The sequence below is a fragment of the Pseudomonas parafulva genome, assembly GCF_000800255.1.
GTDB lineage: Bacteria > Pseudomonadota > Gammaproteobacteria > Pseudomonadales > Pseudomonadaceae > Aquipseudomonas > Aquipseudomonas boreofloridensis.
Genome location: NZ_CP009747.1, coordinates 4,731,992 through 4,746,928 on the forward strand (window position 1 = coordinate 4,731,992; position 14,937 = coordinate 4,746,928).

A 14,937-nucleotide genomic window follows, 5' to 3' on the forward strand; every position below is an offset into this window, starting at 1 on the left:
TCAGCCCAGTAATGCGCGCAACACCTGCGCGAACGCCTGGGCACTGTCGTCTTCCAGGGCATGGCGCCCCTGTCTCACCACCCACCGTCCGTTGACCATCACATCGCGCACCTGCCGGTCGCTGCCGGCGAACAGCCAGCGGTTGAGCACGGCGTCGCCCTGCGAGGTGGCGATGTACGGATCCTGACCGTCGAGCACCAGCCAGTCGGCGCGCTTGCCGACCGCCAGTTCGCCGACGTTTTGCCCCAGCGCCTGCGCGCCGCCGGCCACGGCCGCGTCGAACAGCGTGCGGCCGACCATCGGCTGGTCGCTGCGGTACAAGCGGTTGCGGCGCTGGTCGCGCAGGCGCTGGCCGTACTCCAGCCAGCGCAGTTCCTCGACCACGCTGAGCGAGACATGGCTGTCCGAGCCGATGCCCAGGCGTCCGCCCTGGGCAAGGAACGCCACGGCCGGAAACAGGCCGTCGCCCAAGTTGGCCTCGGTGGTCAGGCACAGCCCGGCCACCGCGCCGCTGCGCGCCATGGCGCTGACTTCGTCGGCTTCGGCATGGGTGGCGTGGACCAGGCACCAGCGCTGATCCACCGGCACGTGCTCATACAGCCACTGCAGAGGGCGGCGCCCGCTCCAGCTCAGGCAGTCGTCGACTTCCTTCTGTTGCTCGGCGATATGGATATGCACCGGGCAGGTGGCATCGCTGGCCTGCAGCACCTCGGCGATCTGCCGTGGGGTGACCGCGCGCAGCGAGTGGAAGCACAGCCCCAGGTGTTGCGCAGGTTGTGCGGCCACGAGCGGCGCGAGTTGCTGCTGCAGGCGCAGGTACTGTTCGGTGGAATTGATGAAGCGGCGCTGGCCGTCGTTCGGAGCCTGCCCGCCAAAGCCGGAATGGCTGTAGAGCACCGGCAGCAGGGTGAGGCCGATACCGCTGGCGCTGGCGGCAGCGCTGACCTGGCGTGACAGCTCGGTGGGGTCGGCGTACGGCTGGCCGGCGGCGTCATGGTGCACGTAGTGGAACTCGGCCACCGAGGTGTAGCCGGCCTTGAGCATCTCGATGTAGAGCTGGCGGGCGATGACCTGCAACTGGTCGGGGGTGATCAGGCCGACCAGGCGGTACATCAGGTCGCGCCAGGTCCAGAAGCTGTCGTTGGGGTTCCCGACCACTTCGGCCAGACCCGCCATGGCGCGCTGGAAGGCGTGCGAATGCAGGTTGGGCATGCCCGGCAGCAGTGGGCCGGCGAGGCGCTCGGCACCTTCGGCACTGGCGTCGCAGTCCAGGCGTTGGATCTGTCCGTTGGCGCAGACTTCCAGGCGCACGTTGCTGGCCCAGCCCGAAGGCAGCAGGGCACGTTCGGCGAAATAGGCGGACATCGGTCGGTCACCTTGTGGTTATTTGTATATACATATACAGACGTTTGCCTGCCGGGTAAACTGCGGCAAGCTACCGCCACTCACTTTGCACAAGGATGCACGACCGTGCCGACACCCTCCGTCTCCGCGCTGGTGGCCCAGATGGGCGAAGGGCCGGCGCCGCTGTATGCCCGGGTCAAGCAGATGATCGTCCAGCAGATCGAAACCGGCAGTTGGCCGCCGCATCACCGCGTGCCGTCGGAGAGCGAGCTGGTCAGCCAGTTGGGCTTCAGCCGCATGACCATCAACCGCGCCCTGCGCGAGCTCACTGCCGACGGGCTGCTGGTGCGCATGCAGGGTGTCGGCACCTTCGTCGCCGAGCCCAAGACCCGCTCGGCGCTGTTCGAAGTCAACAACATCGCCGATGAGATCGCCAGTCGCGGGCATCGGCACCGCTGCCAGGTGATCGTCCTCGCCGAGGAAGCGGCCGGCTCCGAGCGCGCCCTGGCGCTGGACATGCGCGAAGGTCAGCGGGTGTTTCATTCGCTGATCGTGCACTTCGAAAACGACGTGCCGGTGCAGATCGAAGACCGCTACGTCAACGCCGCCATCGCGCCGGGTTACCTGGAGCAGGACTTCACCCGGCAGACGCCCTACGCCTATTTGTCGCAAGTGGCGCCTTTGACCGAGGGCGAGCATGTGGTCGAGGCGATCCTGGCGGAGCCGGACGAATGCCAGTTGTTGCAGATCGAGCGTGGTGAACCTTGCTTGCTCATTCGTCGACGTACGTGGTCGGGGCGTCAGCCGGTCACCGCGGCGCGGTTGATTCACCCTGGCTCGCGCCATCGCCTGGAAGGACGGTTCAGCAAATGAGCGGGGTCCGTGTGTTGCGTGCCCGCGATTATCCGCGCATGCCCTGGAAGAACGGGGGCGGCTCCACTGAAGAAATTGCCCGCGATGCGGGGGAGGGGCTCGAGGGCTTTGGCTGGCGGTTGTCGATTGCCGATATCGAGTCTTCTGGGGGCTTTTCACGGTTTGCGGCGTATCAGCGGATCATCAGTGTGTTGCAGGGTGAGGGTATGTACTTGACGGTGGATGGGCAGCGGAGCCGGTTGTTGCGGGTGTTCGATGCCTTTGCCTTCAAGGGGGGCAGTGAGGTGGCTTGTACGTTGCCTGGTGGGGGGATTCGGGATTTCAACCTCATCTATGCGCCTGATCTTTATGGGGCTCGGTTGCAGTGGTTTGAGGGGCGGGCTCGATTCTTTAGTGATGCTGGGACGGTGGTGGTGTTTGCGGGGGGCGGGGAGGTGGGGGTTGAGGTTGATGGGGGTGGGGTTTTGTTGGGGGGTTATGACTGTTTGCTGGTGAGTGGTCGTGAGGGGGTGGTGGGGGTTGAGGTTTCTGGGGTTTGTTGTGTTGTTGAGTTGACTCGGGTTGGTGGGTGATTGGCTGTTGGGGGTTTGGGTTTTGGGTTTTGGGGGGCTGCTTTTTTTGGTGGGCTTATCCGGTGGATTGGGTGAGGCTGATTCACCTTTTCGCCCTTACGGCGACCCCCTTTTTTTCTTGGAAAAAAGGGGGGCAAAAACCGCTTGCTCCCGCATCCGGCCCCTTCGCTGCGCTGCGGGGTTCCCTCGCGCCGGTGGCACTCCGGGGGTGCCGCGCTTAGGGGCCATCCATGGCCCCAAGCGCTTGACGGGCATCCATGCCCGTCAACCCCCTCCATGCCACCTCTGCTCGGCCTCCTGAGGTCGCCATGGGCGGCGTCTGAACTGGCGCGCGCTTAGAAGCAGGGCGGTGGGGCAGATGCTCTGGAGCGCTGCGCGATCAAACCGCCGTTGCCGTTGCCGTTGCCGTTGCCGTTGCCGTTGCCGTTGCCGTTGCCGTTGCCGTTGATCTTGATCTTGATCTTGATCTTGATCTTAGTGCGCGGTAGCTCAAACACCGCCAACCGCGACCTCAGGAGGCCGAGCAGAGGCGTTGCGCAGGGAGGTGACGGGCATGGATGCCCGTCAAGCGCTTGGGGCCAGGACGGCCCCTAAGCGCGGTCCTCCCGGAGCGACGCCGGCGCGAGGGAACCCCGAAGCGCAGCGCAGGGGCCGTATGCGGGAGCAAGCGGTTTTTGCCCCCCTTTTTTCCAAGAAAAAAAGGGGGTCGCCGTAAAGGCGAAAAGGTGACTAAAACTCACCATAAATCAAAGAGTTGCAACAAAAACCCCCAATCCCCCGCCCCCAATCCCCGCCCACTACCCCCAAAACACTCCCGAGCCCCCAGTTACCCGTAACGCCCCCCAACAGCCCACACTGTTACCAATCGCCCCGAAATAGCGCAAATCCCCCAACCACCCCCACCCGACAACCCCACCCCAAAACCATCATCACCCCGCCAACCACAAGGCCCCAGCCACCCCACCCACCCCCCCAAAAAAACTTGGCAATCCAATTGCATATGCTTGTATGTACAAGTAAAGCCAAGCGCGCCACAGTGGACTGGCTGTCCCCCAGCGCATCAGTGACACCCCGGCCCGCCACTCTCATCGGGTTCGCCCAGATCGCTCAAGGAGCATTGTTCGTGACTGACCAAAAGCCCACCACCTTCCGTGACGTCGAGATCCGTGCCCCCCGTGGCACCCAGCTGAACGCCAAAAGCTGGCTGACCGAAGCCCCCCTGCGCATGCTGATGAACAACCTCGACCCCGAAGTGGCCGAGAACCCCAAGGAATTGGTGGTGTACGGCGGTATCGGCCGCGCAGCGCGCAACTGGGAGTGCTACGACAAGATCGTGTCCAGCCTCAAGGCACTGAACGACGACGAAACCCTCCTGGTGCAGTCCGGCAAACCCGTCGGCGTGTTCAAGACCCACCGCGACGCACCACGGGTATTGATCGCCAACTCCAACCTGGTGCCGCACTGGGCCAACTGGGAACACTTCAACGAACTCGACGCCAAGGGCCTGGCCATGTACGGCCAGATGACCGCCGGCAGCTGGATCTACATCGGCAGCCAAGGCATCGTCCAAGGCACCTATGAAACCTTCGTCGAGGCCGGTCGCCAGCACTATCAGGGCAACCTCACCGGCAAGTGGGTGCTCACCGCCGGCCTGGGCGGCATGGGCGGTGCCCAGCCGCTGGCCGCCACCCTGGCCGGCGCCTGCTCGCTGAACATCGAGTGCCAGCAGACCAGCATCGACTTCCGCCTGCGCACCCGCTACGTCGACGAACAGGCCAGCGACCTGGATGACGCCCTGGCGCGCATCGCCCGCTACACCGCCGAAGGCAAGGCCATCTCCATCGCCCTGCACGGCAACGCTGCCGACATCCTCCCCGAACTGGTCAAGCGAGGCGTGCGCCCGGACATGGTCACCGACCAGACCAGCGCCCACGACCCACTCAACGGTTACCTGCCCAGCGGCTGGACCTGGGAGCAGTACCGCGAGCAGGCCAAGCGCGATCCCGCCGGCACCGTCAAGGCCGCCAAGCGCTCGATGGCCGTGCACGTGCAGGCCATGCTCGATTTCCAGAAGGCCGGCGTGCCGACCTTCGACTACGGCAACAACATCCGTCAGATGGCCCAGGAGGAGGGCGTGAGCAACGCCTTCGACTTCCCAGGCTTCGTGCCGGCCTACATCCGTCCGCTGTTCTGCCGCGGCATCGGTCCGTTCCGCTGGGCGGCGCTGTCCGGCGACGCGCAGGACATCTACAAGACCGACGCCAAGGTCAAGGAACTGATCCCCGACGACGAGCACCTGCACCGCTGGCTGGACATGGCCCGCGAGCGCATCGCCTTCCAGGGCCTGCCGGCGCGCATCTGCTGGGTCGGCCTGGGCCAGCGCGCCAAGTTGGGCCTGGCGTTCAACGAAATGGTGCGTAGCGGCGAGCTGTCGGCGCCGGTGGTGATCGGCCGCGATCACCTGGACTCCGGCTCCGTGGCCAGCCCCAACCGCGAGACCGAAGCCATGCAGGACGGCTCCGATGCCGTGTCCGACTGGCCGCTGCTCAACGCCCTGCTCAACACCGCAGGCGGCGCCACCTGGGTTTCGCTGCACCATGGCGGCGGCGTGGGTATGGGCTTCTCCCAGCATTCGGGCGTGGTGATCGTGTGCGACGGCACCGACGAAGCCGCTGCGCGTATCGCTCGGGTGTTGACCAACGACCCCGCCACCGGGGTCATGCGCCACGCCGATGCCGGGTATGAAATCGCTGTCGAATGCGCCAAAGAGCAGGGATTGAACCTGCCGATGATCACGGGTTGATCGGAAGGCCTGGGCGCGCCATGCAGCCCAGGCCATCCCACTTCTTTGCAAGGACTGCCGAATTCCACTTCTAAAGTTTGGGAGCGTCACGCAATGAAAACCAACAAGACCTTGCTTGCTTCGCTGTTCGCCGTTGGCCTGCTCGGCACCGCCGGTGCCACGCAGGCAGCGACCTGGTGCGAGTCCGGCAAACCGGTGAAGTTCGCCGGGCTGAACTGGGAAAGCGGCATGCTGCTGACCGACCTGATGCAGTTCGTGCTGGAAAAGGGCTACGGCTGCAAGACCGACAGCCTGCCGGGCAACTCCATCACCATGGAGAACGCCCTGGGCAGCAACGACATCCAGGTGTTCGCCGAAGAATGGGTCGGACGCAGCGAGGTGTGGAAGAAGGCCGAGGCGGCCGGCAAGGTGGTGGGCGTCGGCGCCCCGGTGGTCGGGGCGGTCGAGGGCTGGTACGTGCCGCGCTACGTGATCGAGGGCGATGCCAAGCGCAAGCTCGAGGCCAAGGCGCCTGACCTGAAGCGCGTCGCCGACCTGGGCAAGTACGCCAGCGTGTTCAAAGACCCTGAGGAACCGAGCAAGGGCCGCTTCTACAACTGCCCGGCCGGCTGGACCTGCGAGCTGGACAACACCCAGATGCTCAAGGACTACGGCCTGCAAGACACCTACACCAACTTCCGCCCCGGCACCGGGCCTGCGCTCGATGCTGCCGCGCTGTCGAGCTACAAGCGCGGCGAGCCGATCCTGTTCTACTACTGGACACCCACGCCGCTGATGGGCCAGGTGGACCTGGTCAAGCTCGAGGAAAAACCGGGCGTGGACAAGACCGTGTCGATCAAGGTCGGCCTGTCGAAAGCCTTCCACGACCAGGCCCCCGAATTGGTCGGCGTGCTGGAGAAGGTCAACATCCCCATCGACCTGCTCAACCAGAACCTGGGCCGCATGAGCAAGGAGCGCATCGAGTCGGCGAAACTGGCGAAGATCTTCCTCAAGGAACATCCTGAGGTGTGGCAGGCGTGGGTCAGCGAAGACGCTGCCAAGAAGATCAACGCGGCGCTGTGAGCGTCCTCACCCTGATGAGTGCAGCCTATGTTTCCTGACAACCTCACGTTCTCCATCGCCGACTGGGTCAATGGCTGGGTCGATGCGTTGGTGACCCACTACGGCGATGTGTTCCGGCACATCTCCGACACCCTGCTGTGGGCCATCGTCAACCTCGAAGGCCTGCTGCGTGCCACGCCCTGGTGGCTGATGCTGGCGCTGGTTGGCGTGCTCGCCTGGCACGCCACCCGGCGTCTGCTGCCCACGCTGGTGATCGTCGGCCTGCTGTTCCTGGTCGGTGCGGTCGGGCTGTGGGACAAGCTCATGCAGACCCTGGCACTGATGCTGGTGGCCACGTTGATCTCGGTGTTGATCGGCATCCCGCTGGGCATTCTCTCGGCGCGCAGCAACCGCCTGCGGGCGGTGCTGATGCCGCTGCTGGACATCATGCAGACCATGCCCAGCTTCGTGTACCTGATTCCGGTGCTGATGCTGTTCGGCCTGGGCAAGGTGCCGGCGATCTTCGCCACCGTCATCTACGCCGCGCCACCGTTGATCCGCCTCACCGACCTGGGCATCCGCCAGGTCGACCGGGAGGTGATGGAGGCGATCAACGCCTTCGGCGCCAATCGCTGGCAGCAGCTGTTCGGCGTGCAGTTGCCGCTGGCGCTGCCGAGCATCATGGCCGGGATCAACCAGACCACCATGATGGCCCTGTCGATGGTGGTGATCGCCTCGATGATCGGCGCCCGAGGCCTGGGCGAAGACGTGCTGGTGGGCATCCAGACCCTCAACGTCGGTCGCGGCCTGGAAGCGGGCCTGGCCATCGTCATCCTCGCGGTGGTGATCGACCGCATTACCCAGGCCTATGGCCGGCCCCGTCACGAGGTGAACCCATGAGCGCCCAGCCGATCGGCAAGATCGAAGTGAAGCACGTCTTCAAGATCTTCGGCGAGCGTGCCGCCGACGCGCTGCAACTGATCCGCGACGGGCGCAGCAAGGAGCAAGTGCTGAGCCAGACCGGCTGCGTGGTCGGGGTCAACGACCTGTCGCTGTCGATCGGCAGCGGCGAGATCTTCGTCATCATGGGCCTGTCCGGCTCGGGCAAGTCGACCCTGGTGCGTCACTTCAACCGCCTGATCGATCCCACCAGCGGGCAGATCCTGGTCGATGGCCAGGACATCCTGCAGTACGACATGGACGCCTTGCGTGATTTCCGTCGGCGCAAGATCAGCATGGTGTTCCAGAGCTTCGGCCTGCTGCCGCACCGCAACGTGCTGGACAACGTCGCCTACGGTCTGAAGGTGCGCGGCGAAAGCAAGGCGACCTGCCAGGCCCGTGCCTTGCAGTGGATCGAGACCGTGGGCCTGAAGGGCTACGAGAAGAAGTACCCGCACCAACTCTCCGGCGGCATGCGCCAGCGTGTGGGCCTGGCCCGGGCACTGGCGGCCGACACCGACATCATCCTCATGGACGAGGCCTTCAGTGCCCTCGACCCGCTGATCCGTGCCGAGATGCAGGACCAACTGCTGGAGCTGCAGAAGACCCTGCACAAGACCATCGTGTTCATCACCCACGACCTGGACGAGGCGGTGCGCATCGGCAACCGCATCGCCATCCTCAAGGACGGTCGTCTGATCCAGGTGGGCACGCCGCAGGAAATCCTGCACTCGCCGGCCGACGAGTACGTCGACCGCTTCGTCCAGCGCCGCGCCGTCGCGGTATGAGGAGCCCCATGTCGAACCCTGAAGGGGTGCTGCTCGGCGACGGCCCGGTGCGCTGGCAGGACATCGCCGCCGTGGCCCGACGCGCTGCGCGCCTGGAATTGACGCCGACGGTGTGGGCACGCATCGACAATGCCCAGGCCATCGTGCGCCGCATCGTCGACAGCGGCGAGCGCGCCTATGGCGTCAACACCGGCCTGGGGGCGCTGTGCAACGTGTCGCTGGCTGGCGAGCAATTGAGCGCGCTGTCGCGCAACACCCTGCTCAGCCACGCCTGCGGTGTCGGCCCGGCGCTGCCGGACGAACAGACCCGGGCGATCATCTGCGCGGCCATCGTCAACTACAGTCATGGCCATTCGGGCGTGCAACGGGCGGTGGTCGAGGCGCTGCTGGCGCTGCTCGAACACGGCATCACGCCGCAGGTGCCATCCCAGGGCTCGGTGGGGTATCTCACGCACATGGCCCATGTCGGGGTGTGCCTGCTGGGGGTGGGGCAGGTCAGCTATCGCGGGCGCATTGTCGCGGCTGCCGAGGCCCTGGCCGACGCGGGCCTGGCGCCCGTGCAACTGGGCGCCAAGGACGGTCTGTGCCTGGTCAACGGCACGCCCTGCATGACCGGCCTGGCCTGCCTGGCCCTGGACGATGCCCAGCGCCTGCTGGACTGGGCCGACGTGATCGGCGCCATGAGCTTCGAGGCGCTGCGCGGCCAGATCGCCGCGTTCGATCCCGAGATCATCGCGCTCAAGCCGCATCCGGGGATGCAGGTGGTGGGCGAGCACCTGCGCGCGCTGCTGGCCGGCAGCGAGGTGATCGCCGCCAGCGAAGGCATCCGCACCCAGGATGCCCTGAGCATTCGTTCGATCCCCCAGGTGCACGGCGCGGCCCGCGATCAACTGGCCCACGCGGTGCGCCAGGTCGAGGCCGAGCTCAATGGCGCCAACGACAACCCCCTGCTGCTCGGCACCCCCGATGACTTTCGCGTGGTCTCGCAGGCCAACCCCCATGGTCAGTCGGTGGCGCTGGCCAGCGACCTGCTGGCGATCGCCATGGCCGAGATCGGCGCCATCGCCGAGCGGCGCCTGGACCGGCTGGTCAACCCGCTGGTCAGCGGCCTGCCGGCGTTCCTGGTCAGCGAGCCCGGCGTCAACTCCGGGATGATGATCGCCCAGTACGTGGCCGCCTCGCTGTGCGCTCAGAACCGCCAACTGGCGCAGCCGGCGGTGCTGGACAACTTCGTCACCTCGGGGCTGCAGGAAGATCACCTGAGCCTGGGCACCAATGCTGCGCTGAAGCTGCACCAGGTATTGGAGAACTGCACGCAGATCCTCGCCATCGAGTACCTGCTGGCGGCCCAGGCCTTCGAGTTCCACGCCGACCACCGCCTGGGCGCGGGCACTGGGGCCGCGTGGCGGCAACTGCGCGCGTGCGTCCCGGCCTATCGCCAGGACCGCTGGCTGGCGCCGGACATCGCCACCGCCGCGCGCCTGCTCAAAGACCCTCGACTGCCGCAGCCGCTGCTGGCGGCACGGCACTGAACACAATAACAAGGAGCTATCACATGGCCGCTTTGACCCTGACCCCCGGCCAGCTCAGCCTGGCCCAACTGCGCCGCATTCACCAGGCGCCGGTGAGCCTGAGCCTGGATGCAGGCGCCGCCGAAGCCATCGACGCCAGCGTCGCCTGCGTCGAGCGCATCCTCGCCGAGGACCGCACCGCCTATGGCATCAACACCGGCTTCGGCCTGCTGGCCTCGACCCGCATCGCCAGCCACGACCTGGAAAACCTGCAGCGCTCGCTGGTGCTGTCCCACGCCGCCGGTATCGGTGCGCCGCTGGACGATGCACTGGTGCGGCTGATCATGGTGCTGAAGATCAACAGCCTGGCGCGGGGTTTCTCCGGCATCCGTCGGCAGGTCATCGACGCGCTGATCGCCTTGGTCAACGCCGAGGTCTATCCGCACATCCCGCTCAAGGGCTCGGTCGGGGCCTCGGGCGACCTGGCGCCGCTGGCGCACATGTCGCTGGTGCTGCTGGGCGAAGGCAAGGCGCGCCACCAAGGCCAGTGGCTGGACGCCCGTGAGGCGCTGGCGGTGGCGGGACTGCAGCCGCTGACGTTGGCCGCCAAGGAAGGCCTGGCGCTGCTCAATGGCACCCAGGCATCCACCGCCTATGCCCTGCGCGGGCTGTTCCAGGCCGAAGACCTGTTCGCCGCAGCCATCGCCTGCGGCGCGCTCACCGTGGAGGCGGCACTGGGCTCGCGTGCGCCGTTCGATGCCCGCGTGCATGCGGTGCGCGGCCAGCGTGGGCAGATCGACGCGGCGGCCTGCTACCGCGACCTGCTGGGCGATTCCACCGAGGTGTCGCAGTCGCACAAGCATTGTGGCAAGGTCCAGGATCCCTATTCGCTGCGCTGCCAGCCGCAGGTGATGGGCGCCTGCCTGACGCAGATGCGCCAGGCTGCGGAGGTGCTGGCCATCGAGTCCAACGCCGTGTCGGACAACCCGCTGGTGTTCGCCGCCGAGGACGAAGTGATTTCCGGCGGCAACTTCCACGCCGAGCCGGTGGCCATGGCGGCCGACAACCTGGCCCTGGCCATCGCCGAGATCGGCGCGCTGAGCGAGCGGCGCATCTCGCTGATGATGGACAAGCACATGTCGCAGTTGCCGCCTTTCCTGGTGGAGAACGGCGGGGTCAACTCCGGCTTCATGATCGCCCAGGTCACCGCTGCCGCGCTGGCCAGCGAAAACAAGGCCCTGTCGCACCCGCACAGCGTCGACAGCCTGCCCACCTCCGCCAACCAGGAGGACCACGTCTCCATGGCCCCGGCGGCGGGCAAGCGCTTGTGGGAAATGGCCGAGAACACCCGTGGGGTGCTGGCCATCGAATGGCTGGGCGCCTGCCAGGGGCTGGACCTGCGCGAAGGGCTGAAAACCTCGGCGAAGCTGGAGCAGGCGCGTGTCACCCTGCGCCGTGAAGTCCCGCACTACGACCGCGACCGCTTCTTCGCACCGGACATCGAGGTGGCGGTGGACCTGCTGGCCGAGGGACGTCTCACCGGCTTGTTGCCGGCGGGGGTTCTGCCGAGTCTGTGATTGCTGTCCAGGCCCTCTCCAGCAGCCCAACGATAAGGACGACTCATGCAGCAGGCACAAGGACTCAAACGCGGGCTGACCGCCCGGCACATCCGCTTCATGGCCCTCGGTTCGGCCATCGGCACCGGGCTGTTCTACGGCTCGGCCTCGGCGATCCAGATGGCCGGGCCGGCGGTGCTGCTGGCCTACCTGATCGGTGGCGCGGCGGTTTTCATGGTCATGCGCGCGCTCGGTGAAATGGCCGTGCACAATCCTGTGGCCGGCTCATTTGGCCAATACGCCAGTACCTATCTCGGTCCGCTGGCCGGGTTCGTCCTGGGCTGGACCTACGCCTTCGAGATGATCATCGTCTGCATCGCCGACGTCACCGCCTTCGGCATCTACATGGGCTTCTGGTTTCCCGAGGTGCCGCGCTGGATCTGGGGGCTGGGCATCGTGTTCCTGATCGGCGCGCTGAACCTGTGCAACGTCAAGGTGTTCGGTGAGCTGGAGTTCTGGCTGTCGCTGCTGAAGGTCGGCGCCATCGTCGCGATGATCCTCGCCGGCTTCGGCATCATGGCCTTCGGCCTGGGCCAGGCGGGCGGCGACCCGGCACTCGGGGTTGGCAACCTGTTCGCCCACGGCGGTTTCCTGCCCAATGGCGTCGCCGGGCTGATCGCCTCCTTTGCGGTGGTGATGTTCGCCTTCGGCGGCATCGAGATCATCGGCATCACGGCGGGCGAGGCGCAGGATCCGCGGCGTGTCATTCCCAAGGCGATCAACGCGGTGCCGCTGCGCATCCTGCTGTTCTACGTGTTCACCCTGTTCGTGCTGATGTGCCTGTACCCCTGGCCGCAGATCGGCACCCAGGGCAGTCCGTTCGTGCAGATCTTCAGCCACCTGGGCATCGGCTCGGCAGCGGCGGTGTTGAACGTGGTGGTGATTTCGGCAGCGGTGTCGGCGATCAACAGCGACATCTTCGGCGCCGGACGCATGATGTACGGGCTGGCCGAGCAGGGCCAGGCACCACGCGGCTTCGCCCGGTTGTCGCGGCACGGCGTGCCGTGGCTGACGGTGCTGGTGATGGGCGCCGCGCTGCTGCTGGGCGTGCTGCTCAATTACCTGATCCCGGAGAACGTGTTCCTGCTGATCGCCTCGATCGCCACCTTCGCCACGGTGTGGGTGTGGCTGATGATCCTGCTGACCCAGGTGGCCATGCGCCGGCGCCTGGACCGCGAGCAAACCGCCGCGCTGGCCTTCCCGGTGCCGTTCTGGCCCTGGGGGCCGGCGCTGGCGATCGTATTCATGTTGTTCATTTTCGGTGTGCTCGGCTACTTCCCCGACACCCAGGCGGCGCTGCTGGTCGGCGTGGTCTGGGTGGTGTTCCTGGTGCTGTCCTACCGGCTGTGGTGCAAACCGCGCGCCGGTGGCGACCAGGTCGCCCGGGAACAGGCCGAGCTGCACCGCTGACGTGTGGAGCGCACTATGAGAACCCTCTGGCAGAACTGCCATGTCGCCACCATGGCGCAGGGCAACTACTCGACGATCGAGCAGGCAGCGATCGTCAGCAATGCCGGGCTGATCGAATGGATCGGCGCGCAGGCGGACGTCCCCAGCGTCGAGGCCGAGCGGGTGGTCGACCTGGGCGGCGCCTGGGTCACCCCTGGCTTGATCGATTGCCATACCCACGCCGTGTTCGGCGGCAACCGCAGCGGCGAATTCGAGCAGCGCCTGCAAGGCGTCAGCTATGCCGAGATCGCCGCCAACGGCGGTGGCATCGCCAGCACCGTGCGTGCCACCCGTGCGGCCAGCGAGGACGCCCTGCTGGCCAGCGCCCGCCAACGCGTGCAAGCGTTGCTGCGCGATGGCGTGACCACCCTGGAGATCAAGTCCGGCTACGGGCTGGACCTGGTCAACGAGCGCAAGATGCTGCGCGTGGCCCGCCGCCTCGGCGAGGAACTGCCGGTGACCGTGCGCGCCACCTGCCTGGCCGCCCACGCGCTGCCACCGGAGTACGCTGGGCGCGCCGACGCCTACATCGACCTGGTCTGCGAGCAGATGCTGCCGGCCCTGGCCAGCGAAGGGCTGATCGATGCGGTGGATGCGTTCTGCGAGCACCTGGCATTCTCCCCGGCCCAGGTCGAGCGGGTATTCATCAAGGCCCGTGAACTGGGCCTGCCGGTGAAGCTGCATGCCGAGCAGTTGTCGTCGCTGCATGGATCGAGCCTGGCGGCGCGCTACCAGGCGCTGTCGGCCGATCACCTGGAGTTCATGACCGAAGACGATGCCATCGCCATGGCCAAGGCCGGCACTGTGGCGGTGCTGCTGCCGGGCGCGTTCTATTTCCTGCGCGAGACCCAGTTGCCGCCCCTGGACGCCCTGCGTCGGCATGGCGTGAAGATCGCCCTGTCCAGCGACCTCAACCCCGGCACCTCGCCGGTGCTGTCGCTGCGCTTGATGCTGAACATGGGCTGCACCCTGTTGCGTATGACGCCGGAAGAGGCGCTGGCCGGGGTGACCGTGCATGCCGCCACGGCCCTGGGGCTTGGCGCCAGTCACGGCACGCTGGAGGTCGGCAAGGTGGCCGATTTCGTCGCCTGGCAGATCGACCGTCCCGCCGACCTGGCCTACTGGCTCGGCGGCGACCTGCCCAAGCGTGTGGTGCGCCTGGGCCATGAAATTTCCCATTGAGAGGCGTCATGGACAAGGTATTGAGTTTTCACGCAGGCCGCCTGCCGTTGTTGGTCAGCATGCCCCATGCCGGTCTCGCGCTGACGCCGACGGTGCAGGCGGGTTTGGTAGAGGCAGCACGTGGCCTGCCGGACACCGACTGGCACATTCCACAGCTCTACGATTTCGTCGGCGAACTGGGCGCCAGCGTGGTGGCGGCGCACTACTCGCGGTTCGTCATCGACCTCAACAGGCCCGACGATGACAAGCCGTTGTACGTCGGCGCCACCACGGGTCTGTATCCGGCCACGCTGTTCGAGGGCGAGCCGCTGTTCAAGGACGGTCAGGCGCCGTCGGCCGAAGCGCGCGCCAGCTACCTGGCGCAGATCTGGCGCCCCTACCACGACACCCTGCGTCAGGAGCTGGAACGCCTGCGCGCCGAGTTCGGCTATGCGCTGCTGTGGGACGCCCACTCGATCCGCTCGCACATCCCGCACCTGTTCGACGGCAAGCTGCCGGACTTCAACCTCGGCACCTTCAACGGCGCAAGCTGCGATGCGCAGTTGGCCGAGCGCTTGCAGGCGGTCTGCGCCCAGGCGCCGAACTACAGCCATGTGCTCAACGGGCGCTTCAAGGGCGGGCACATCACCCGCCACTATGGCGATCCGGCGCAGCACATTCATGCCGTGCAACTGGAACTGGCGCAGAGCACCTACATGAACGAAGTGGCGCCATTCGAGTACCGCGAAGACCTGGCACGACCGACCCAGGCCGTGCTGCGGCAACTGCTGGAAACCCTGCTGGACTGGGGCAAGGCGCGCTACGGCCGGTAGCCGCAGC

Annotated in this window: 13 protein-coding genes; 11 read left to right on the forward strand and 2 right to left on the reverse strand. The window is 66.4% G+C overall.

Annotated features, from left to right (window positions below):
* Entirely contained in the window at window positions 1–1,365 is a 1,365-nt protein-coding gene (locus NJ69_RS20655; protein WP_039582691.1) for a formimidoylglutamate deiminase, read from the reverse strand.
* A gap of 141 nt (window positions 1,366–1,506) precedes the next feature.
* Between NJ69_RS20655 and hutC the strand changes: the two genes are divergently transcribed.
* Both hutC and NJ69_RS20665 read left to right on the forward strand, forming a co-directional pair.
* Window positions 1,507–2,217: a histidine utilization repressor gene (gene hutC / locus NJ69_RS20660; protein ID WP_167335988.1), complete on the forward strand. Its 711-nt coding sequence runs from the start codon at window positions 1,507–1,509 to the stop codon at window positions 2,215–2,217.
* Window positions 2,214–2,789, forward strand: coding sequence for a HutD/Ves family protein (locus NJ69_RS20665; protein WP_039582694.1), 576 nt, complete (start codon window positions 2,214–2,216; stop codon window positions 2,787–2,789). The genes hutC and NJ69_RS20665 overlap by 4 nt, the downstream gene beginning before the upstream one ends.
* A 335-nt stretch (window positions 2,790–3,124) precedes the next feature.
* Here the strand turns inward: NJ69_RS20665 and NJ69_RS20670 are convergent, their stop codons facing one another.
* Window positions 3,125–3,286 (reverse strand): hypothetical protein, encoded by a 162-nt coding sequence (locus tag NJ69_RS20670; protein ID WP_155290556.1) that lies wholly within the window; start codon window positions 3,284–3,286, stop codon window positions 3,125–3,127.
* 626 nt (window positions 3,287–3,912) lie between these two features.
* On the opposite strand from NJ69_RS20670, the gene hutU reads away from it, so the two are divergent.
* The 9 genes from hutU (at window position 3,913) to hutG (ending at window position 14,930) form a co-directional block, all read left to right on the forward strand.
* Entirely contained in the window at window positions 3,913–5,592 is a 1,680-nt protein-coding gene (gene hutU / locus NJ69_RS20675) for a urocanate hydratase (protein ID WP_039582696.1), read from the forward strand.
* Window positions 5,593–5,685: 93 nt separating this feature from the next.
* Window positions 5,686–6,654 (forward strand): ABC transporter substrate-binding protein, encoded by a 969-nt coding sequence (locus tag NJ69_RS20680; protein WP_029614634.1) that lies wholly within the window; start codon window positions 5,686–5,688, stop codon window positions 6,652–6,654.
* A gap of 27 nt (window positions 6,655–6,681) precedes the next feature.
* Window positions 6,682–7,533, forward strand: coding sequence for an ABC transporter permease (locus tag NJ69_RS20685; RefSeq protein WP_029614635.1), 852 nt, complete (start codon window positions 6,682–6,684; stop codon window positions 7,531–7,533).
* The gene (locus tag NJ69_RS20690) at window positions 7,530–8,360 is read left to right on the forward strand and encodes a quaternary amine ABC transporter ATP-binding protein (RefSeq protein WP_039583338.1); all 831 of its coding nucleotides are present in this window, start codon (window positions 7,530–7,532) and stop codon (window positions 8,358–8,360) included. Before NJ69_RS20685 ends, NJ69_RS20690 begins: the two co-directional genes overlap by 4 nt.
* Before the next feature lie 8 nt (window positions 8,361–8,368).
* Entirely contained in the window at window positions 8,369–9,892 is a 1,524-nt protein-coding gene (locus NJ69_RS20695) for an HAL/PAL/TAL family ammonia-lyase (protein ID WP_039582698.1), read from the forward strand.
* A gap of 23 nt (window positions 9,893–9,915) precedes the next feature.
* On the forward strand, window positions 9,916–11,448 hold the full coding sequence (gene hutH / locus NJ69_RS20700; RefSeq protein ID WP_039582699.1) for a histidine ammonia-lyase: 1,533 nt from the start codon (window positions 9,916–9,918) through the stop codon (window positions 11,446–11,448).
* 45 nt (window positions 11,449–11,493) lie between these two features.
* Complete coding sequence (locus NJ69_RS20705; RefSeq protein ID WP_039582701.1) at window positions 11,494–12,897, forward strand: amino acid permease; 1,404 nt, start codon at window positions 11,494–11,496, stop codon at window positions 12,895–12,897.
* Window positions 12,898–12,912: 15 nt separating this feature from the next.
* Window positions 12,913–14,118, forward strand: coding sequence for an imidazolonepropionase (hutI, locus tag NJ69_RS20710; protein WP_039582702.1), 1,206 nt, complete (start codon window positions 12,913–12,915; stop codon window positions 14,116–14,118).
* A gap of 8 nt (window positions 14,119–14,126) precedes the next feature.
* The gene (gene hutG / locus NJ69_RS20715) at window positions 14,127–14,930 is read left to right on the forward strand and encodes an N-formylglutamate deformylase (protein ID WP_039582704.1); all 804 of its coding nucleotides are present in this window, start codon (window positions 14,127–14,129) and stop codon (window positions 14,928–14,930) included.
* The last annotated feature ends 7 nt before the right edge of the window (window positions 14,931–14,937 follow it).